Origin of the sequence: Sulfurimonas sp. NW9 (assembly GCF_051132275.1) — a bacterium.
Taxonomy (GTDB): Bacteria; Campylobacterota; Campylobacteria; order Campylobacterales; family Sulfurimonadaceae; genus Sulfurimonas; species Sulfurimonas hydrogeniphila.
In genome coordinates this window covers 675461-697739 of sequence record NZ_CP093236.1, presented here as the reverse complement: position 1 = coordinate 697739, position 22279 = coordinate 675461, and the positions used below count along the sequence as shown (strand labels likewise).

The 22279-nt window shown below is 38.1% G+C and carries 20 protein-coding genes, 2 tRNA genes and 1 pseudogene; 10 read left to right on the top strand and 13 right to left on the bottom strand.

Annotation, left to right across the window (positions count from 1 at the left end; genetic code table 11):
- Positions 1–92 precede the first annotated feature (92 nt).
- The gene (locus MLC44_RS04155; protein ID WP_151900806.1) at positions 93–923 is read left to right on the top strand and encodes a prephenate dehydrogenase; all 831 of its coding nucleotides are present in this window, start codon (positions 93–95) and stop codon (positions 921–923) included.
- Here the strand turns inward: MLC44_RS04155 and MLC44_RS04150 are convergent.
- The 9 genes from MLC44_RS04150 to MLC44_RS04110 all read right to left on the bottom strand — a co-directional run bounded on the left by MLC44_RS04150 (position 920) and on the right by MLC44_RS04110 (position 9457).
- Positions 920–2356 carry a BatD family protein gene (locus MLC44_RS04150; protein WP_434658588.1) on the bottom strand — a complete coding sequence of 479 codons (1437 nt, stop codon included), beginning with the start codon at positions 2354–2356 and terminating at the stop codon, positions 920–922. The two genes, MLC44_RS04155 and MLC44_RS04150, sit on opposite strands and share 4 nt — an antisense overlap.
- A gap of 111 nt (positions 2357–2467) precedes the next feature.
- A complete protein-coding gene (locus tag MLC44_RS04145; protein ID WP_434658586.1) occupies positions 2468–4279 on the bottom strand; it encodes a VWA domain-containing protein in 1812 nt (603 codons plus the stop codon).
- Positions 4276–5208 carry a vWA domain-containing protein gene (locus MLC44_RS04140; RefSeq protein ID WP_434658584.1) on the bottom strand — a complete coding sequence of 311 codons (933 nt, stop codon included), beginning with the start codon at positions 5206–5208 and terminating at the stop codon, positions 4276–4278. Before MLC44_RS04140 ends, MLC44_RS04145 begins: the two co-directional genes overlap by 4 nt.
- On the bottom strand, positions 5201–5608 hold the full coding sequence (locus MLC44_RS04135) for a hypothetical protein (RefSeq protein ID WP_346389541.1): 408 nt from the start codon (positions 5606–5608) through the stop codon (positions 5201–5203). Before MLC44_RS04135 ends, MLC44_RS04140 begins: the two co-directional genes overlap by 8 nt.
- Positions 5609–6439, bottom strand: coding sequence for a DUF58 domain-containing protein (locus MLC44_RS04130; protein ID WP_346389540.1), 831 nt, complete (start codon positions 6437–6439; stop codon positions 5609–5611).
- Between the two features lie 10 nt (positions 6440–6449).
- Positions 6450–7397 (bottom strand): AAA family ATPase, encoded by a 948-nt coding sequence (locus MLC44_RS04125; protein WP_151900811.1) that lies wholly within the window; start codon positions 7395–7397, stop codon positions 6450–6452.
- Between the two features lie 70 nt (positions 7398–7467).
- Positions 7468–7944, bottom strand: coding sequence for a hypothetical protein (locus MLC44_RS04120; protein WP_434658582.1), 477 nt, complete (start codon positions 7942–7944; stop codon positions 7468–7470).
- Entirely contained in the window at positions 7941–8459 is a 519-nt protein-coding gene (locus MLC44_RS04115) for an LPP20 family lipoprotein (RefSeq protein ID WP_434658581.1), read from the bottom strand. Before MLC44_RS04115 ends, MLC44_RS04120 begins: the two co-directional genes overlap by 4 nt.
- Positions 8456–9457, bottom strand: a complete 1002-nt coding sequence (locus MLC44_RS04110; RefSeq protein WP_346389538.1) for a CsgG/HfaB family protein — start codon at positions 9455–9457, stop codon at positions 8456–8458. The genes MLC44_RS04115 and MLC44_RS04110 overlap by 4 nt, the downstream gene beginning before the upstream one ends.
- 154 nt (positions 9458–9611) lie before the next feature.
- Between MLC44_RS04110 and MLC44_RS04105 the strand changes: the two genes are divergently transcribed.
- The 4 genes from MLC44_RS04105 (at position 9612) to MLC44_RS04090 (ending at position 11730) form a co-directional block, all read left to right on the top strand.
- Positions 9612–9687, top strand: a tRNA-Lys gene (locus tag MLC44_RS04105).
- Between the two features lie 98 nt (positions 9688–9785).
- Positions 9786–9860, top strand: a tRNA-Glu gene (locus MLC44_RS04100).
- A 77-nt stretch (positions 9861–9937) separates the two neighbouring features.
- Positions 9938–11533 carry a Na/Pi cotransporter family protein gene (locus tag MLC44_RS04095; RefSeq protein ID WP_346389537.1) on the top strand — a complete coding sequence of 532 codons (1596 nt, stop codon included), beginning with the start codon at positions 9938–9940 and terminating at the stop codon, positions 11531–11533.
- A gap of 26 nt (positions 11534–11559) precedes the next feature.
- Entirely contained in the window at positions 11560–11730 is a 171-nt protein-coding gene (locus MLC44_RS04090; RefSeq protein ID WP_434658579.1) for a rubredoxin, read from the top strand.
- A 5-nt stretch (positions 11731–11735) separates the two neighbouring features.
- Here the strand turns inward: MLC44_RS04090 and MLC44_RS04085 are convergent, their stop codons facing one another.
- From MLC44_RS04085 to MLC44_RS04070, 4 genes are all read right to left on the bottom strand, one after another.
- Positions 11736–12527 (bottom strand): energy transducer TonB, encoded by a 792-nt coding sequence (locus tag MLC44_RS04085; protein WP_434658577.1) that lies wholly within the window; start codon positions 12525–12527, stop codon positions 11736–11738.
- Positions 12528–12535: 8 nt separating this feature from the next.
- The gene (locus MLC44_RS04080) at positions 12536–13711 is read right to left on the bottom strand and encodes an ammonium transporter (protein ID WP_346389535.1); all 1176 of its coding nucleotides are present in this window, start codon (positions 13709–13711) and stop codon (positions 12536–12538) included.
- Positions 13712–14159: 448 nt separating this feature from the next.
- The gene (locus tag MLC44_RS04075; protein WP_151900817.1) at positions 14160–14498 is read right to left on the bottom strand and encodes a P-II family nitrogen regulator; all 339 of its coding nucleotides are present in this window, start codon (positions 14496–14498) and stop codon (positions 14160–14162) included.
- A gap of 81 nt (positions 14499–14579) precedes the next feature.
- On the bottom strand, positions 14580–15890 hold the full coding sequence (locus MLC44_RS04070) for an ammonium transporter (protein ID WP_151900818.1): 1311 nt from the start codon (positions 15888–15890) through the stop codon (positions 14580–14582).
- Positions 15891–16088: 198 nt separating this feature from the next.
- On the opposite strand from MLC44_RS04070, the pseudogene gyrA reads away from it, so the two are divergent.
- The 5 genes and pseudogenes from gyrA (at position 16089) to MLC44_RS04045 (ending at position 22270) form a co-directional block, all read left to right on the top strand.
- Positions 16089–18569: pseudogene (gene gyrA, locus MLC44_RS04065) on the top strand (DNA gyrase subunit A).
- Between the two features lie 44 nt (positions 18570–18613).
- Positions 18614–19180, top strand: a complete 567-nt coding sequence (locus MLC44_RS04060; RefSeq protein ID WP_151900820.1) for an LPP20 family lipoprotein — start codon at positions 18614–18616, stop codon at positions 19178–19180.
- Positions 19181–19563: 383 nt separating this feature from the next.
- Positions 19564–20703, top strand: a complete 1140-nt coding sequence (locus MLC44_RS04055; RefSeq protein WP_418641149.1) for a sigma-54-dependent transcriptional regulator — start codon at positions 19564–19566, stop codon at positions 20701–20703.
- A gap of 16 nt (positions 20704–20719) precedes the next feature.
- A complete protein-coding gene (locus tag MLC44_RS04050) occupies positions 20720–21751 on the top strand; it encodes an aspartate-semialdehyde dehydrogenase (RefSeq protein ID WP_434658576.1) in 1032 nt (343 codons plus the stop codon).
- Positions 21752–22270: a YqhA family protein gene (locus MLC44_RS04045; protein WP_346389531.1), complete on the top strand. Its 519-nt coding sequence runs from the start codon at positions 21752–21754 to the stop codon at positions 22268–22270.
- Positions 22271–22279: the final 9 nt, after the last annotated feature.

Genomic DNA, 22279 nt, shown 5'->3' with positions numbered 1-22279 from the left:
TCCATTTAAAAAATTAGTAAAGATTTTACCCATTATGTGGTTAATATTAAGTAAATTCAGTATAATTTTACAAATTAACACAAAGAATAAACATGAATATAGCAATTATTGGATTAGGTTTGATGGGAGGTTCCCTTGCCCTTTCATTAAAAAAACAAAATTATGTTGACTCTATTGTAGGTTATGATCATAATCAAAAGCATACACAGGATGCCCTTTGCCTTGGACTGGTAGACAAAATAGTCTCTTTTGAAGAGGTGAAAAAGTGTGATGTTATTTTTCTTGCCATTCCTGTCAATGGTGTAATTAAAATATTAAAAGAACTGACGGATGTCGGGCCAGATACCACCATTATCGACCTGGGAAGCACAAAAGAAAAAATTGTAGCCTCTGTCCCGCCGCAGATACGCAAAAACTTTGTAGCCGCACACCCTATGACCGGAACAGAAAACTTTGGTCCGCATGCCGCGGTTGAAAATCTTTACTACGACAAGGTTGTTGTATTGTGCGATCTTGAAGAGAGTGGAGAACTGCAGACAAAGGTTGCCAAAAAAATATTTAAATCGCTGCATATGAAAAAACATTTTATGAAGTCTCAGGAGCATGACCGTCATGCCGCTTTTATTTCACATATGCCCCATGCCATCTCTTATTCTATTGCCAACACTGTGTTAAAGCAGGAAAACAAGCACACAATTTTAGCCTTGGCTGCAGGTGGGTTTCGTTCCATGAGTCGTCTGGCAAAGAGTTCTCCCTATATGTGGGAAGATATTTTCAGACAGAACAAAGAGAATCTGCTTGAAGCTATAGAACTTTTTGAAACAGAGCTTACAAATCTCAAACAAAACATTCAAAACGAAGAGTGGGACAAAGTCCATCAAGAGATGGCCAATGCCAACAAACTGCATGATATCCTGGATTAGGATATATCATATTTTTTCAGCAGTTCTTTTACAAGCTTTTTATCTATCTTTTCTTTTTTTGAAGAGTAAAGATTAGCTTCCAAAATATCTACAACTTTTTTCACTTCCTTATCTTTGTCTTTATACGGCAACAGTTTTATAAGCAACAGTTTTTCATCATTGAGATTCAATACTCTTTCTTTTTTCAAAAATTTCACCGGTTTTGCAAATATCATAATCAATATTCCAATGATAACTCCTGCAACAAAAGCTATACCTATAGAAAGTTTGTCATAGACTTTTGCTCTGTCCTTTAGATGTAAAGGCTGTTCAGGAGTTTGAACAGACTCTTCTCTTTGTATTTTCAATGCTGTTTTTTTCACCGCACCGTTTACTTTGATATGAATGGGCTGTGTAGAGATTTTTTCTACCCGTTTTGTTTTAAGATTGTAAAATGCCAGTGAAAAAGGCGGAATTGTGAAATCTTTATCTGAAACAAAGGCTAACTTTTGTGTCAGAGTATTGCCTTTGATATTTATTTTTTCATCAAAAACATTTACACCCGGTATATAGGGTTTAAAACTCTTAATATCTTCCAAATTACCTTCACCTGTCACTTTGACGGTAACATTCACTGCTTCATTAGGATTAATCTCCAATTTGTCGGCAGTCGCTTCAATTGTAAAGTTACCGACTATTTTTGCATTATTAGGCAAAGGCTTTACATGTAACTCCACCGGATTTGAAAAATAGCTCTTCCATTTTATCTGAGGCATAAAACCTCCCCAGACATCCCTTGAAGAAATTCTTGTCGCAATTTTAAGCTGTGCCGGTTTAATTGTAAGATTTCCTTCTCTTTGCGGAGCCAGTCTGTAGCTTGCTTTTGTGATGACATACCCGTCTTTTTGAGTTCTTGTTGCCTGTGATTCGCCTTTAATCCAGAAGCCTTTAAAATCCGGCGCTATAAATTTACTGTCAACGGCTTCGGCATCTTCTTTTTGTTTCAGCACCAGATTGAGCGTAAACGGTTCCCCCACAAACAACTCTGTTTTTGAGGGAATCAAATTCAGTACAAAATCGGCATTTTTATCCTGTACTGCCGGTTTTACCGTTACTTTTACACTGTTGGATTGCTCTGTTTTTCCATCTACTTCAACACTCACCGGTGAAATCACACAGCTTTTTTGCGGCATAAACTGATAACTCAGTACATAGCTTTTTTTATAATCATTGTTTATCATCTCAATACTTGTCTGAGAACTTGTCCCCAATACATTGCTGCCGCATATTGTACTGATAAGCGGTTTATTGACTTCGCCGCCTGTAATTGTCAGAGTATAGGTTGCGACTTCTCCGCTGACAACGCTTTTAGGATATACCTTTGCCACAACCTTTGCATATCCTGCCGTTGCGAGCAGGCTAAAAATTATTATTATTTTACCAAGGTTTTTCATTACTGTTTTCCTTCTTCTTGTTACTTTGGTTTAATCTGTATAAATACGTACTTTGATCATTATTAAGGCTTTTGAGCCATTTTGCCTCTTCTGCATCACTCATCCTGTTTTTCATTTTTTCTGCCTGTGCAGCCGATGCGAAAGCAGACTTCTTTTTGTCTTTTTTTGTTTTTTCTCCGCACTCTTTTGCTGAGATTTTTGCTGCTGTTCTTTTTTCTTTTGCTCTTTTTGTTTCTGATTTTTTTGTTGTTCGCCATTCTTTTCTTGCTGCTTTTTCTCTTCTTCGCTCGGCTTTTGAGATTTTCTCTGCTCACTCTTTTTGTCTTTTTTGCCTTTGGAGTTTTTGGAATCTTGCTTATTGTTTTGCTGCTGGTTGTTCTTTTGGTTGTTCTTATCCTGCTTTTTTCCGTTCTTTTTGTTATCTTTATTCTGCTGGTTCTGCTGTTTTTTCTGATTCTTCTGCTGCTGTTTTTTCTGATTTTTGTTCTTCTGATTTTTGTTTTTCTGCTGTTGTTTCTTCTGCTCTTTGTTCTTTAAGGCTTTTTTTACGGCTTCAAGGTTTTCTCTTGTATCTTTGTCTTCATGAAGTTTTAAAGATTTTTCATAAGATTCTATCGCCTTTTTCAAATTTGCTTCATCACCCATTTTTGCATAGGCATTACCCATATTTGAAAAATTTTTCGCACGTGCAGCTTTGTCATCAAAAGTTGCTTTTTCATAATTTCGAACCGCTTCTTTGTACTTTCCGGCCTTGTACAGGGCATTGGCTGCATTATAGTAACTTTCACTGTGGTTGCTCTTTTTTGCATAACTGTCATATATTTTTGCCGATTTTTCATACTCCTTGTGTTTGTAGGCATTTTTTGCCTCATCCAGATGCATAAAGTCCAGCAATCCCGCATATGACGGAGCAGGATTTCCGAGCAAAATGGCTAAAACAAACAATCCCGGCACCTCGACTTTTACCCGTTTACTCATAGAAGATGTCGCTATAAGCAGTAGCAGAAGTGCCAGTCCCAAAGGATAATAAAACAATGGTATATATTTTTCAATCTGCTCTGATTTGAGCTCTTTTTTCTTACTGTGACGCTCAATCTCTTTAAGCATTGCTTTGACATCGGCATCAGAATTGACACTTTCAATATAAACACCACCTGTTTTTGTTGCCAAGTCTGCAATTTTATCATTGAGTTTTGAAACAATGATTTTTCCGTTTTGTTTGATAAATTCTCCATTTTCAAGCTTTATCGGTGCTCCCTGCGGTGTGCCTACACCAAGCACAAATACCGCTATGTCATGCTTCTTTGCAAAAGCAGTCTCTTGAGAAAAATCTTTTTTGTCTCCGCCGTCACTCAATATCAACAAATATTTTTTTGCATCTTTTTTTATACTTTTATCGACAACCTGCAGCATCGACATAAAGTCTGTGCCCTGTTCTGTTATAGAATTCGTGTTAAGTTTTTTCAGTAAAAAAGCAACAGCTTCATGATCAAAACTCAAGGGCGATACCAGATAGGAATTTTTTGCAAATGCAATCACACCGATGCGCTCATTTGGTGCCAGACGCAAGAGTTCAAGAGCCTTTTGTTTTGCCAGTTTTAATCTGTTTGGATAAACATCTTCTGCCAACATAGAATCTGATATATCCAAAGCTATCATAATATCAGCACTCTTAGCCGTCACTTCAATCTTTCCGTCTTTGATAACAGGACCTGCCAAAGCAAGTGTCATCAATACAGCAATCAGAAAAAAGAGTGCATTTCTTGCTTTGAGTGTCAAGGTGTTTGAAGAGACTCTGAGTCTTTGCATCACCTCGCTTGAAAAAAATGTTGCATGCGATTCTTTTTGTGTGAGCAACAATCCAAAGAGTATAACAATTAACGGTAACATATAGTAAAGAAATTCCGGATGTAAAAAACTCATATTACACTCCCTCTTTTATTTCGTAAATAGACATAAAGCAGCAGAGACAACAATGCTATAAACAGCGGATAAAAATAGTAATAGTTTTTATAGGAAAATGTTTCATTTTTTATCTCTGATTTTTCCAGTGCATCAATTTTTTCATAGACCTCTTTAAGCTGTGAGGCATTTGCAGCACCAAAGGCAACACCGCCTGTCTCTTTTGCAATTTTCATAAGCACGGCTCTGTTGTACTCATCAGGAGCGCCTATCCCTATCGGATAAACTTTTACCCCCTCTTTTTTGGCAATATCCAGTACCACATCCAAAGGAATTTTATCCACTCCGGCTGTGGAGTAGCCGTCTGTAAGCAAAATAGCAACTTTTGATTTTGCTTTGCTCATTTTTAACAGGTTCACTCCCTGTGCCAATGCTTCATACAGGGCTGTATATTTTCCCGCCATTCCTACTTCAAGCTGAGCAACAATGCGGGACAGTATATGCTTGTCATATGTCAACGGTGAAGCGATAAAAGAGTAGGAACCAAAAACGACAAGTCCCATATTGTCATTTTCTCTTTTGTTTATAAAATCCCGTACAATTGATTTCACAACATCAAAGCGTGATGCAGCGGGATTGAGCGGGTCAAATCCACGCTCTTTCATAGAACCCGAAGCATCCAGAATAAGGGCTATCTCATGCCCGTGTTTTGGCTTCAACTCATACGGTTCGTCTTTTACCGGCGACATAAGTGCCAAAATCATCATAACAATTGTGAGCCATTTTAAAAAGAAAAGCAGTTTTGATGCAGAAACATTACTCTTCATAAACTGTGAAGCATGCGGAAAGTAAATTGAAGGCAGCTTCATTTTACAAAGTGTTTCACATGCTATAAAAAAGAATATAACAAACAGTAATTTTGGAAATTCGAAATATATGCCGTCAAACATCTATCATTCCCTTATATAACTCTATTACATGTAAAGTATCTGTATCAAAATTTTCTACATTTTTTTTATATTTGTATTTTTGGAGTATTTGTAACATATTTTCATAGGCTTTTAAATGACGTTCACTGTCATCTTTAAAAGTTGCTCCGTAAAATGTCAAATCATATGCCGCTTTTTTCGGATTTGAATAGTCTACCGAAAATAGCCTCTTGTAATGCTCTGCTCTTTTGTTGTATTTTTTTCTGTTTTGCATCCATTTGTATGCCAAATATATAAAACCCGAAAGTATCAGAACAACTAAAAGGCTTACTCCGATAAGATAATATAAAGAGTACTCATGTATCTCTATAAGCGGCTTAATATCATGCAAAGGAATTTCATTTTGTTGTAGGTTTTGCATCTATCTGCCCTCAAATAATCGTCGTAAGGAAACACCGATTTTTCCGTCTGTATAAACTTTTGTAAATCGAATCTGGTGTTTTCTGAATGTTGCATAAAGTTTTCTGTCATGCACTAAAACTTTTTTCGCATACTCTTTGACTGTTTGTGCATTAAAATCACCTTCTAAAACAGCACCGCTCTCAGGATCTACCAAAGAGGTAAAGCCCATCTCCGGCGGTCTCTCTTCAAGTCTGTCACGTACAATGACAGCCACTACTTCATGTTTTTTTGCCAATACTTTAAAATCAGGGATTTCAAAAAAATCTCCGACAATGACAATCAAAGATTTTCTTTTGAGTCTTTTAAACAGAGTATCTGCCAAAACTTTATAGTCTGCTTTTTTGTTCAAAGGATCAAAATCCAAAATTTCATTCGTACTTTTATGGACCTGAAAAAGCTTTTTACTCGGTTTTAAAAAAGATTCCAGCTTATCACTGAAGATATAGGAACTCAGCAAATCGCCGTTTTTTATCGTCGAAAAGCTCAGCATGGCTGTAATTTCTGCAATAACATCCTGTTTAAACCGTTTGGAGCCAAAATAGACACTGCCGTTGAGCATTGATGCCACGACTACATTCAACTCTCTTTCTTCACGAAATATTTTAATATAAGGCTTTTGCAGTTTTGCCGTGATATTCCAGTCAATATGTCGAATGTCGTCACCGGGCATATATTCACGCAATTCTATAAAGTCATAGCCCTCGCCTTGAAAAATAGACGGATTGTTTCCAACCATCTCACTAAAAACCTGACGGCGGGCCCGTACAAGTATTTTTTGTAGTTTGCTCATTATGGCGGCCTTATGGTATCGCTACAGTTTCAAGCACTTTTTGAATGATTTCATCTGTCGTGATACCTTCAGCCTCAGCCTCGTATGTAAGCACAATACGGTGACGCATCAACTCTTTTACGATATAAGCAACATCAACAGGAGTAACAAAGTCTTTGCCGCGCATAAATGCCATCGCCTTCACGGCTTTGAACATGTCTATACTCACACGGGGAGAAGCTCCGAACTGAATGTACTCTTTGACCTCTTCGAGTCCGTACTCTTCAGGATGTCTTGTTGCATTGACGAGTTCTATCATGTACTCTTCCACTTCTTCGTCTACATGTATATCGCGTACAACTTTTTTCAGCTCTTCAAGTTCGCTTTTATTCAAAACCGGATTGATTGTCTCAAAATTTCCGCTTGAAATTCTTCTTGCGATTTCAAGCTCTTCTTTTTTTGTGTTGTATCCGACGACAAGTTTAAGCATAAATCTGTCAAGCTGCGCTTCAGGGAGCTGATAGACGCCCTCTTGTTCTACCGGGTTTTGTGTTGCCATGACAAAAAACGGCAGATCAAGTTTAAATGTCGTATCACCGATTGTCACCTGCTTTTCCTGCATCACTTCAAGCAAAGCAGACTGCACTTTTGCCGGAGCACGGTTAATTTCGTCCGCAAGCAAAAGATTCGTAAAAATCGGACCTTTTTTGATTTTAAACTGATTGTTCTGCGGGTCGTATATTTCAGCCCCCAAAATATCCGAAGGGAGTAAATCCGGTGTGAACTGTGCCCGCTTAAAGTCAAGCCCCAGAGCTTTTGAAAGTGCATTGACCGTTGTTGTTTTTGCCAGTCCAGGAACACCTTCTATAAGGATATGCCCTTCACACAACAGTGCAATCAGCAGAGAATCTATCATCTTTTCCTGCCCGACAACTACTTTTGCAACTTCTTTTTTTACCTCTTGTATTTTATTAATCATTTTTATACCTCAGTTATTACTATTTCTTTTTATTATTATTGCAAGTATATTCCCAAGAAGTAAACGGTTACTAAATACCAATATTTAACACTTTTGAAATGCCCTCTTTTTGTATGAGCGAATGAAGCTTTTTGACAAGATTCTGCCTGGCTATTTCATAACCCTGGGAAGACTGTCCGGTTACATGTATGACATTTTCTCCTAACACTTCCCCTTTATAGTTTTTCGTTACAAAAGATATTTCACTGCGGGCAAGCGTAAAACCGTACGCGCTTGCCTTTTTGATTTTTGCATGAATAAAAACAGTATAGTGCATGTTTGATTTCACATTTTTTATGATAAATTTTTGTTTGGTCAGGGCACTTCTGAGTGGTTCAGCCAGACTTTTCACATTGGAATTTACCCAAAAGCTGATATGTTTCAGAAGATAATCATACTCTTCATTTACTTTACTCATCCATGCTATGTATTTTGTGTCGTCAAAGCCTTTATGCAGCACTTTCATCACTATCAGAGCATTCTGTATATATGTAAATGATTTTTTCATCTTTTTATAATATGCCAAGCGTTTGAGGCATCACATTTTTGTAAATTTTTGACTTTGTTCCTGTATATTTTCAGTTTTTGGTCCAGTTCATTTTTTAAGCCTTGAAACAACTTTTGTTTATTGACCTTTATAAGCACCGCATATCTTTTAAAGCCGAGTTTTTTTGTATGGAGTATTTCATATTCGCTGATTTTTATTTTTTCAACACTGCTTTGTGTTTCATTGATGTATGTTGCCTCGGAGCTGTTGACACTTCCCTCTTTTACAACTGTTTTTGCATGAAAATTTGATAAAACCGTTACATGTAATGTCGAGGCTAAAAGGCTCAAGGCATTCGTAATGGCATCTTGCTGGTTTTCACCTTCCCCCAGTGCATAAAGCGTAGAACTGTCAGACTGTGGAGGTTGCATATACCATGACGGAAGCTCTTTTTTTGCAACAACAACTCTTTGCTTTGCAGCACAACCGCCTAAAAGCAGCCCTGTAATAAGAAAGAGTAGGCTTAATTTGTTCATCTGTTTAACTGCTCAAGTGTTTTTTTTCTTTTGGAGATAAGAGAGTTGATACGGACAACAGCCTCATTAATCTCCTCAACCGGCTCTATCATCAAATTGTCCGCATATTCATAGTACTCTTTCGCCTCTTCATATTTCCCCTGTGCCTCTTTTATCACACCCAAATCATAAAATGCCACATAACTTTTCATATTTGTCGCATCAATCAACTCTTTCAAAAATTTTTCTGCTTTGTCATAACGCCCCTGCTCAATATATTTTAAAGAGATTTTCAAAAGTTTCTCTTGTTCATCTGTATAATCCAAATCAGGATCCTCAAGTAATTTTACATGAAATTTTCTGTAATGCGGAGTCAGCTTATAAATAAATGTATCTGCTATATCATCGGCAAGCTTTTGCGCCACCATCATTTTTGACGGGATCGCCCGCGAATCATCAGCACAGTGCTTAAATGAACTTGTTCTGCCTAAAGTATCAGCATAAATGATATCGCCTTTGGCAACATCCACTATTCTTACTTCTGCAGAAAGTCCTATAAGCCGTTTCATACAGCGCACACGGTATGTTTCGAGTTCTGTACATTTTCTATTTGCACAACGGACACGAGCCTCATAAAAATAACTGTCTTCTTTGGTAACAGGGCTTACATTTCCCGAAATAATAGCCTGCGCGCCTATCAGTTCTCCAACCTGGACAATCTTTTCATCATTGACAAGACCACTGTTTTGCAGTTTTTGCTCTGCTATAACTTTATTTATATCGTTTCTGCTGACAACAGTAAAATATTTTTTATTGTTTATCTCAAAATTAGAAAGCTTTGCCTCTATTTTTCTCGAAAGTCCTACTCTGTCATGTGTGAAATCTGTCACTGCTATTACTTTTGTTTGCGATATTCTGTCAATTTGTGCAGGCTCAAGTGCCTGTACAGTCACTTTCTGAGAACATCCGCTCATAAAAACAATAAAAAAAGCCATTAGTATATTTGTAATATTTTTCATAAAACTCCTCTTCGTGAAACGATTGTAGTTAAAAAGCATTTAATTGTAAATAAATCTATGCTTTCTTATAAAATTTATAAATTTTCACTCTTTTTTCTTGACATATCAATTGTATTTGTCTATAATTTCGACCTCTTAACAATAAGAGGCAAGAGTCCTGTTAGCTCAGCTGGTAGAGCACGTCACTTTTAATGATGTGGCCGATGGTTCGAATCCATCACAGGACACCATTTTTTTGTTATTTGCACCTCAGATTAAAGTTCACGTACCTTATGTACGATTCACTTTAAACTTCGGCACAACTAATCAAAAAACAACTACAAAAAGTGGCCCCGTCGTCTAGCGGTTAGGATCCATGGTTTTCATCCATGTTACAGGAGTTCGATTCTCCTCGGGGTCACCAACTTTACTCACTTTCAAACAATCATTAGAAATTTATGTCATAATAACATTATCCTATAAAGAGGGAACAACATAGTTATGCATTCATGGACTACACTTTCCCAGGCATTTGGGGGCATCGGTATTTTTATACTTGGTATGATTATCATGACCCAGGGTTTACATGCTCTTGCCGGAGATACTATCAGAAATGCTTTAATTCGTTTTACAAAAACACCCACTACCGGAGTTATAACAGGAGCTGTCAGTACCGCTGTTTTACAGTCATCAAGTGCTACAACAGTTGCCGCTGTAGGGTTTGTATCTGCAGGATTATTAACATTTCCCCAAGCACTCGGTATTATCTTTGGCGCAAATATCGGTACCACTATTACAGGATGGATGGTAGCACTTCTCGGATTTAAACTCAAACTGGGCACTCTGGTTTTGCCTTTTATACTTGTAGGGTCAAGTTTAAAACTTTTTTCAAAAGGAAAAGCAGCGGATATCGGTTTTGCCATTGCCGGATTTGGTCTGATTTTTGTCGGTATCAGCTTTATGCAAGAGGGCATGTCTGTCTATAAAGACATCATTTCACCTGAATACTTTCCGGGAGATTCTTTTTTTGGCCGATTTGAGCTCTTCTTACTTGGGATTCTTGTCACAATTATCACACAGTCATCAAGCGCAGGTGTTGCCGCGACACTCACAATGATTTACGGAGGTGCCATCAGTTTTGAGCAGGGAGCAGCCTTGGTAGTCGGCATGGATGTAGGTACAACAGTTACAGCGGCTTTAGCAACCATAGGTGGCTCTGCAGAAGTAAAAAGAACCGGCTTTTCACATGTTGTATACAATATATTTACCGGTATTGCCGCGCTTTTTTTAATAGCACCCTACACTCTGTTCTTTGAATCTTTCGCGCCCGGTTTTTTCATGCAACAGGCTGAAATTGTCTTAGTACTGTTTCATACTTTTTTCAACTTTTTAGGTGTCATTGCAATTATACCTTTTACAATACCTTTTGCGCATCTTATGGAAAAAATCATACCCGAACCAAAACAAAAGTATATACAGGATTTTGATCCTGCATTACTTGAAAATATCCCTTTGGCTTTGAGTGTTGTGCAAAAATCTCTTGAAAATGAATTCAAAACGTTATTGCGGTATATGCTCTATTTACTTGGAGCGAAAAAAAATGCACACAAAATCAATCTGCATACTTTTGACAAGCTTTTAGATGAAACACAGAATTTCTTAGACAAAATTAATTTAAAAAATACACAGGATGCAAACTGGCAACGGCTTATCAGTCTCATTCATGTTATTGACCATCTGCAACGGCTTTTTGACCGATGCCGTGAAGATGAGCACAAAGCACTGTTTCTTCAATCATCACCCTTGTTGGTATTAGAAAAAAATCAATTTATTGGGCTTATTCAAACAAGTCTGCAACTCCTTGAAAAAACATCCTTACAGGAACTAGCCAATTATACACAGCAGAGCAACTATGACATTGACAGGAAAACAGAACAAAAGAGAGAAGAAATAACACTGTTAATGGCCGACGGGACAGTTAGCATAGATGAGGGCACCTACCACTTAGAAGCAATTCGGTGGCTGCAACGTTCATCGGTACACATTACACGTATTGCATATCATCTGCAACAGGCACTGCTCAATGCAGGAAAATAAGATATAATAAGTAACAGGAGCCAGTTATGGATAAATTGCAAAAATATAAATGTGTGTTTTGCGGTCATATTTATGACCCGAAAACCGGTGATGAAAAAAGTGGCATTCCTCCCGGAACAGCTTTTGAGGATCTTCCTGAGAACTGGAAATGTCCGGGTTGCGGTGCCCAAAAAGAGTATTTCAAGCCTGTTGAGTAAAACTGTTATTGGAGAGAGTATCGAATCGGTACACTCAACATTATATCTGTTTTCGGCTTTGGAAACTTTCCTGAAAGCTCAGCGATTGTTTTAATCGCCGCACGCGTCAAGATACCACTGCTTGAAGATATTGTTGTAATTTGTATAACAGTAGCATCTTTTAACAGCATAAAGCGAACAGTAACAGAACCCTGTATGCCTCGCTTACGTGCCATTCGCGGATAGTAGAGGTTTTCTTTTATCAATTGGGCAATCTGTGCCAGATTTTCCTGCAAATACGCTTCTTTCTCACTCACCTTTTTTTCAACAGTTTTTTTTGTCCTCTTTTCCCTGCGAAGATTTTCTTCTGCAACAGGCATGTTTTTCACGACTTCTTCTACTTTTTTTTCCGGTTTCTCTTCTGCTGTTTGTTCTATTCTTTTTTCCGGTTTTGTCTTTTCTTCAATCTTTGTCTCTTTTATTGTTTCTTCTTTCTTTTTAATCTGTTTTTTTAAAGGAATTTTTTTCTTAATTTTCTTGGGTTTTTGTTGGGTTTTTTGTTTTTTGGGAGGAATCACTTTTTTATGTTGCGGGATTTTTTTCGCTTTTTTTTCAGAGATAACTTTTTTTCTCTCTTTTTTCTTCTTGTGTGTTTCTTCAGCCTGTTGTTTGATACATCTCAAATTTACACACACTCTTTTTTCTTCTTCAACAAATGCGGCAGGTGAGACCACATACTTATAAACACTAAACAGGCTCAGCAGAATAAGCGCATGAACGAGCAAAGAAAGAAAAAGAGACTTTGAGTGATTAAGCATACATTATTTTAAATGGCGCGTTTAAATTCAGGATAGGCTTCAACGCCAACCTCATTGACATCAAGCCCCTCTACCTGAATATCATCCTCTGCTCTGAATGCAACAATCTTGTTGATAATGTAAATAACAATATAGGAACTCACAAATGCAAAAACTCCGATGACTACAATCCCTTTGAGTTGTGAAACCAGTGACACTTTATCAACAAAAATACCAACAGCGAGTGTACCCCAAATTCCGTTGACAAGGTGAACAGAAAGTGCACCTACAGGATCATCAAGTTTTAATTTGTCAAACATTGGTACAGCAAAAACAACAAGTGCACCGCCAATGGCACCAATCAAGATTGGTGTGTACATGTCATACAAATCAGGTCCTGCAGTAATTGCAACAAGCCCTCCAAGCGCACCGTTTAATATCATTGTGATATCTAAAAGCTTATAGCGTGCATACATGATAACAGCTGCAATGATTGCACCCGCCAAACCTGCCGTATTTGTATTCATAATCGTTTTTGCAACCGTATCGGCATTTTCGATACTTGAAATAGAACCGACACTGCCACCGTTAAATCCGAACCATCCTATCCATAAAAGAAGTGCTCCAAGAACCACAAGCGGTACATTTGATGCAGGTATCACTTTTATTTTCCCGTCTTTGTATCTGTCTTTTCTTGGTCCCATAATCAAAATCGCAGCCAGCAATGCCCAGCCTCCGGTGGAGTGAATAACAGTTGAACCTGCCAAATCATACATGTCAATATCCAACACTGTTCCCGCAAGAAGATCAGCGCCCCAGCTTACATTAACAATCAAAGGATAAATAACAGCACCCATAACAACCGTAAATATCATCAGTGGTATAATTTTTACACGCTCACTCACTCCACCACTCATAATATTTATAGTTTTGCCGACAAATGCCATCTGAAACAAAAATGCCGCCCATATACTCATAGAAGAGTTTTCCCAGGAACCAAATGCAAGAGAGTAACCGACAAGTAAAAATGCCATAGATGCTACCGCATAAATCATGGTATTTACCGTCAAAACAGAAGAGACATTTTTTGTTCTTACCAGTCCGGCTTCAAGCATGGCAAAACCCGGAACCATTAAAATAATCAAAACCATAGAAAAAAGTGTAAAGAAAGTATCCAGTATGTATTTGAAATCAGCTTCAGACATTATAAACCTTTAACCCGGATTATGCAACAGAAAACTCAAGAAAGTCTCTATCATTGTACCCAAGGCACATTCATAAAATTATTGACCAACCAAAAAGGTTGGCACAACAATTTTCTAAACATCCCTTGGACACAAGCATAGAACCTACTTATTATTTTCTATTGCATAATTCGGGTTTAAATTGAACTTAAAAGCTGAGTGTAGCAAAATATTTATATTTTAAAAATTAAATCATTATTTTTAAATGCCAAAGAAGTCAATATGTGGATTTTCTACTCCTTGTAAAGGAGTCGGCTTGAGTGCCATAGCGGCCAGCGAAGCCAAAGGGGGTGGGATACCGCCATTAAGTTAAGCATTTTTTTGCAACGCGGACTTCAGTCCTGGCTGAAAGTGGCAAGACATTGCAACAGCCGGTACTGAAGTACCGGTTCCGAGAAAGCATTATTGTTTAGATAGCTTCCTCGTCAGTTTCACCTGTACGAATTCTGATAATTTTTTCTATGTCGCTTACAAAAATCTTACCGTCTCCGATTTTACCTGTACGTGCTGCTTCAACAATTGTTGCCGTAACCTGTTCTACCATGTCTGCTGTAACAACCATTTCCATTTTTATTTTCGGTAAAAAATCAACCACATACTCGGCACCGCGGTACAATTCGCTATGCCCTTTTTGACGGCCATAGCCTTTTACTTCACTTACTGTCATACCGTCAATACCGATTTCTGCCAGTGCATCTTTTACATCTTCCAGTTTAAATGGTTTGATAACCGCTTCTACTTTTTTCATTATCACTACTCCAAAGTTTTATTATTTATCAATTGTAACCATTTTTGATTACAAAATCAATACACTAATCCCAAAAAGAGATTAGTTATTCATGTATCTTTCACCTTGAACAGATTCATCCAGACCCATTGTTTCTTCATCTTCACTTACACGTGAACCACCAGTCAATGCAGTAGCAACATAGTAAACAACAACAGTACCGATAAGAGTGAACAGTCCAACAATAACAACAGACTCAACCTGAACAATAAACTGTCCTATTCTGTCACCTGATTCTTTCAGCGGTCCGTCCCATAACAGGTCATTGTCTTTTAAAGCCAAAAGACCGGTTGCAAGTGCACCAAACAAACCAGCTAAAAAGTGAACACCGAATGCATCCAAAGAGTCATCATAACCAAGTTTCTTTTTAAGCACAGTCACACCCCAAAAAGCGAAGAGCGTTCCAACGATACCAACGATAAAAGCACCACCCACACCAACAAATCCGGCAGCAGGCGTAATAGCGACAAGTCCAGAAACAGCACCTGTAGCAAGTCCCAGCAATGTAGGCTTTTTATAAATAACCCACTCAGCAAGCATCCATGTAATAGCAGCTGCGGCAGTTGCTATCGTTGTAGTCAGGAGTGCTACACCGGCAATGGCATTCGCTCCAAATGCAGACCCTGCATTGAATCCGTACCAGCCAAACCATAAAAGAGCTGCACCAAGCGCAGTCAAAAGCACTGTAGCAGGTTTCATTGCAGACTTAGGATATCCGACACGTTTGCCAACAAGAACAGCAAGAACCAAACCGGCCAGACCACCGTTCATATGTACAACTGTACCACCGGCAAAGTCTAAAGCACCTAAATCAAAGAGATAGGCACCGTCTCCACCCCAAACCATATGAGCAACAGGAGCATACACGACAAGTCCCCAAAGAGCCACAAATACCAGCCATGTAGAGAATTTAATACGTTCTATAACCGAACCTGCAGCAATAGCTACCGTAATAGCTGCAAATGTACCCTGAAATGCCACAAATACATAGGTAGGATATGTTCCGCTTAAATCATGCCAGCTGATTCCGTTTAAGAAGACATTACCGAATCCACCCATTACATTCTGAACAGCGGCAGACTCTGCTGTACCAAATGCTATAGAATAACCGGCAGCAATCCAAACGACAAATGCAACTACAAACGCTCCAAAAACCATAGCGTATGTATTGAGTACATTTTTACTTCTTGTCATACCTGCATAAAACAGTGCAAGACCTGCAGGTGTCATCAATAATACTAATGCAGTTGACATCATCATCCATGCTGTATCACCTGTATCAAGTGTTGCTGTATCCTCCGCAAATACGAATGTTGGTAAAGCAAATAAAAATGCTAATAACCATTTCTTCATGTGAATCCTTTTGTTGAATATTTTCAAAACAAAGTATAGAATAATTACATCTTTTTTTTCAGCTTAAACTGATTAATTTTTAAGCAGCTTTTACAATTCCTCTATTATTTATTCAATTACACAAAAATTCATCAGTTTTAAACATTTTATTAAGCGACAATAAGATAATATATATAAATTTAAATTTTAGGTGTTTCAATGAGCAACTTGTTAAACAATGGTGATATACAAAGTATAAATATAGAAGAAACTCTTCAAAACAGCTATCTTGATTACTCTATGAGTGTTATTGTCGGTCGTGCCTTGCCTGATGTAAGAGACGGGCTCAAACCTGTTCATAGAAGAATTCTTTATGCAATGGACAAACTCAATCTCTCATTTGGTGCAAAGTATAAAAAATCAGCACGTATCGTCGGTGATGTTATCGGTCAGTACCACCCTCACGGAGATACAGCTGTTTATGATGCACTCGTGCGAATGGCGCAGGATTTTTCCATGCGGATGGAACTTGTAGACGGACAGGGAAACTTTCGGTTCGGTTGACGGTGACTCAGCTGCTGCAATGCGTTATACGGAAGCCCGTATGACAAAATATGCAGGTGAACTTTTAAAAGATTTGGAAAAGAACACTGTCAATATGATAGACAACTATGACGGTACAACAAAAGAGCCGGATGTAATGCCGACACGTGTGCCGAACCTTTTAATAAACGGTTCTTCAGGGATTGCGGTCGGTATGGCAACAAACATTCCTCCCCACAACCCTACTGAAATTATGAACGGACTCAAAGCACTCCTGGAAAATCCCAATATTACACTTCCTGAAATCATGGAACATATCAAAGCGCCTGATTTTCCGACAGGCGGCATTATATTTGGGAAAAAAGGGATTATGGATGCCTATGAAACAGGGCGTGGCCGTATAAAAGTACGTGCAAAAACACATATTGAGAAAAAAGGAAACAAAGACGTCATTGTCATTGATGAACTTCCTTATCAGGTAAACAAAGCCCGTCTTATTGAAAACGTTGCCAATTTGGTTAAAGACAAGATGATAGACGGGGTAAGCGAAATCAGAGATGAGTCCGACCGGGACGGTATGCGCGTTGTCATTGAGCTCAAACGTGACACAATCAGTGAAATTGTTTTAAATAATTTATTTAAACAAACTGCAATGCAGACAACCTTCGGTATCATAATGCTCTCCATTTTAAATCAGGAACCAAGAATTTTTGGTCTTATTGACATACTCAAGCATTTTATCAACCACCGAAAAACTATTATTATCCGTCGTACAATTTTTGATTTGGAAAAAGCAAAAGCGCGTGCACATATTTTGGAAGGTTTGAAAAAAGCAATAGATATTATTGATAAAGTCATTCGCACTATCCGTGCTTCCACAAATGAAGAAGAAGCAAAAGAAAACCTGGTAACAGAGTTCGATTTTTCAGAAATCCAGGCTGCAAGCATTGTTGCAATGCGTCTTGGTCGTCTTACAGGACTTGAAATTGAAAAAATAGAAAATGAATTGGCAGAACTTATGAAACAAATTGAGTTTCTTGAGTCAATTCTACAAAGTGAAAAAGTGCTGCACGGTATAATAGGTGATGAATTTGATGAAATTTTACAAACATATACCACAAAACGAAGAACTGACATCGAAGATGACTATGATGATATAGACATAGAAGACCTGATTCCCAATGAACCGATGGTTGTTACAATTACACACAGAGGATACATCAAGCGTGTACCGCTTGCAAGCTATGAAAAGCAAAAACGCGGAGGCAAAGGAAAAACTGCTGTCACAACCTATGAAGATGACTTTATAGAAAACTTCTTTACATGTAATACGCACGATACGCTCCTTTTTGTGACAGACAGAGGACAACTCCACTGGCTGAAAGTCTATCGTATACCTGAAGGAAGTCGTACAGCCAAAGGAAAAGCTGTTGTCAATTTACTTAATTTAATGGCGGATGAGCAAATTCAGTCTATTATTCCGACAACTGATTTCAGCGAAGAGAAATCTTTGGTTTCTTTACAAAAAACGGAATTGTCAAACGAACAAATTTAAGCGAATTCAGCAATATCAGAAGCAACGGTGTCAGAGCAATTGTTCTTGATGATGATGATGCGCTCATTACAGCAAAAATTGCGGACAAAAGCATTAAATACCTCTTTATTGTGACAAAACTTGCACAGTGCATCAAATTTGAAATTGAAAAAACCCGGGAACAGGGACGCAGTACACGTGGAGTAAGAGGGATTAAGTTCAAGTACGAAGGTGATGAAGTCGTCGATGCAAACATTATAGCAAGTGATGATCAGGAGATTTTGATTGTCGCTGAAAAAGGGATAGGAAAACGTACGGATGCAGGAGAATACAGACTGACAAACCGTGGCGGTTCCGGTGTCATTGCCATGAAAATGACTGCAAAAACAGGCAAACATATTGTCGGCTGCCTAATGGTAGATGAGGGCATGGATATGATGGCGCTCACAAAAGCCGGTAAAATGATACGTGTTGATATGCAGACAATCTCCAAATCAAGCAGAAACACTTCCGGGGTCTATATAGTAAAAGGGGATGAAGTTGTCAGTATTTCACGCTGTCCGAAAGAAGAAAAAAGCGAAGAGGATGAGGAAGACACATCTCCTTCTTTAGACTTGGAATAGTAATTGCTGAAAGTCAAATACTACTTAATAAAGAGGAACTTAGCATGAAAAAAAATATCATTACAGGAAGTGTTATTGCTATCTTAGCATTAGGATTTTCAGCCTGTGCCTATAAACAACAGTGTGGCACTGACGAATGTGGTCATTCATATATAGATAGAACATACAGAAGTTACAACACTACTAAACAATGTAATGCACAAAAGCCGCCGATAGTGAAACAAAAAGTAAAAACTATTCAAACAGCAAAAAAAACATTACCGACACTACCTAAGAACACACAAGTTCTGCAGTGTAACAAACCGCTCAGAATCAGCGTTGTAGGGCAAGGTGTTGCACCATGCAATGGAGCATGTTCACCAGCACAAGCCTTAGCCTTAGCAAAAAGAGCTGCCATAGCAGATGCATATCGTCTTATTGCAGAAAAAGTAAAAGGTGTGTACGTAGAGGGAAATGATTATGTGAAGAATATGATGATTAAAAAATCAACAATTCGTACACATGTGGCAGCATGTTTAAGAAATACTAATATAGTAGAGACAAGCTTTAAAGATGGTCTATGTCAAGTAGAAATGGAAATAAAGCTTAAATATGCGGATATTATTCGTTAATTTTATTCTACTTTCTACTTTAGCATACGCTGACTTTTACTACATATCCTATAAATATGTGGTAAAAGATTTTCAACTTTATAATGAACAAATTCTTGTTTCAAAAGCAATGCAGTCCTGTTCTGGCAGCATCAGTCAATCTGTAATCTTTCAAAAAGAAAACAATAAAACATTTGAAAAGTTCATAAAAGAAAAAAAAGAAAAAATGATTGATTTTTTCCAGAAACTCGGACTACATGTAAAGAGTTATGACTCTTTTGATACAGTAAATTCACATACAAATACCACAATTACTTTTTTCACACAATGCTTCAAAGTCGATTTTAATGATAATTTTGTTAGAATATCAGCTTTAAAATAGCCGAATAAAAACAGGACTTTTTGTGAAAATAGCCATAGTCGAAGATGATATCAATATGCGTAAATCTCTTGAAATTGCTATGGGCGATTACAAAGAGTTTAGAGTAAAAACATTTAAAAATGCCAAAGATGCACTCAAAGTCCTTGATGACAGTTTTGATCTGGTCATTACCGATATCAATATGCCCGGAATGGACGGCATAGAATTTGTCAAAGAACTGGGCGGCAGATACGAAGTTATTATCATGACAGGGAATGCAACACTGAGTCGGGCTATCGAATCTATCCATCTAGGTGTCAAAGATTTTTTGCTCAAACCTTTTGATGTAGACACGCTTGTCGATGCGATTAAACGCGAGGCAGTTGTCCAAAAAGTAAAAAAATCGGCGCAAAAAAGCAAAAAAACGACGAATGATTTTTTAGGCTCGTCTGAAGCACTTACAAAAGTTTTAGGCATTGCCCAAAAGGCTTCCAAAACAGATGCAAGTATTTTGCTTTTGGGAGAAAGCGGTGTCGGCAAAGAAGTTTTTGCTTCTTATATACACAAAAACTCTCCAAGAGCAAAAAAACCCTTTATTGCTATCAATATGGCGGCAATTCCTGAGAACTTGATAGAGAGTGAGCTTTTTGGCTTTGAAAAGGGGGCATTTACCGATGCGACCGAAGCTAAAGCGGGACAGTTTGAACTGGCAAACGGAGGAACACTCTTTTTGGATGAGATAGGGGAAATGCCCTATGGTGTTCAGGCAAAGCTGCTTCGGGCCCTACAGGAAAAAGAGGTGCGCAGACTTGGCTCTGCAAAAGCCATTAAAATAGACATACGCGTCGTTTCGGCAACAAACGCAAATTTAAACGAGAAGATAAAAAAAGGAGAATTCAGAGAGGACCTGTATTACAGACTCAATACTATTCCTCTCCATATTCCACCTTTGAGAGAAAGAAAAGACGAAATATTGGAAATTGCACAAAAGATGATTGCACACAACTGTCAAAAGTATGGTTTTGATACAAAAAGCCTCTCTGCTGAGGCAGAAAGTGAGCTTTTATCATATACCTGGCCCGGAAATATTCGAGAGTTGCTTTCAGTAGTGGAGCGTTCTGTCATACTCAGTGAAACCAGTGAAATTCAAAAAGACGAACTTTTTTTAAATAACAGAAAATAGAACAGGAGAAAATTGAATGAAAAAATATAATGTAGCTGTTGTCGGTGCAAACGGTGCTGTCGGTGAAGAGATTTTAAGAGTATTGGAAGAAATTGATTTTCCTCTTAAAAAACTGGTACCGCTTGCAAGTGCAAGAAGCGTCGGCAAGCAGGTAGAGTTTAACAAGGAAAGCTTTGATATTATAGAACTGACACATGATGTCTTTGAAAAAGAAGAGGTGGATATTGCCCTCTTTAGTGCCGGAGGCAGTGTCAGCGCAGAATTTGCCCCTTCCGCAGTTGCAGCAGGTGCTGTTGTAATTGACAACACCTCTCACTTCAGAATGGATCCTAATGTTCCTCTTGTTGTCCCTGAGGTCAATCCTCAAGATATTGCGCAATGGAAAGAAACAGGTATTATTGCCAATCCAAACTGTTCCACTATCCAAATGGTACAGGCACTCAAACCTCTTGACGAAGCATATGATTTGGTTCGTGTTGATGTTGATACATACCAGGCAACCAGCGGTGCAGGAAAATCTGCCATGGAGGAACTTGTCAGTCAAATGCAGGCATTTTTTGCTTTTAAACTTGATGAAGCAGAGCACAAGGCATTCAACCATCAGATTGCACTCAATGTCATCCCTCAAATTGATGTATTTACAGACAACGGTTACACGAAAGAAGAGATGAAAATGGTGAACGAGACAACAAAAATCATGCACAAAGAAATTGCTCTGAGCGCTACCTGTGTTCGTGTACCTACTCTTCGCGGTCATGCAGAATCAATCACTATGACTTTTGATTCTAAAATAAATGCAAACGAAGCAAGAAAAATCCTAAAAAAAGCACCCAACATAGTGGTTTTGGACAATCCTGATGAAGCACTCTACCCTATGCCTGCTGCATGTATAGACAAAAATGAAACATTTGTCGGACGTATCAGAAATGACCTCTTTTCCAATAATATGCTGCATATGTTTGTCGTTGCAGACAATTTAAGAGTAGGCGCTGCTACAAATGCAGTAAGAATTGCCCAAAAATGGATAGAGATGGAAGAAGGATCGTAAATGATTGAAAAAATCTTTGAAAGCGGACTCTGGAGTTCGCGCTTTATGGTTTTAATGGCCGTTATTTTCGGTCTTATCGGAGCTGTAGCGCTTTTTATTGTTGCAAGTTTTGACATATATGATACAGCTAAACTTGTAATAAACACCTATGTGAACCATCATCATCCGGAGCACTTTCATGAACTGGTTGTCGGCGGAATTATAGGCGCCGTGGATTTATATCTTATCGGCGTTGTTATGCTGTTGTTTTCTTTCGGATTGTATGAATTGTTTATCTCGGATATTGATGCGGCAAGAGAAGATACTACAAGAGAAAATAAAATTTTGTCTATTCACTCGCTTGATCAACTCAAAGACAAAATATCCAAAGTAATTGTGATGGTTTTGGTTGTAGGCTTCTTTAAAAAAGTGGGACTTGCAAGCTACCAGACACCGTTAGAATTACTCTATTTGGCTTTATCTATTACTGCCGTTGCTGTCGGTTTGTATTTTTTAAGTAAAGTCGGACACAATCACTAAGGAAAAAAA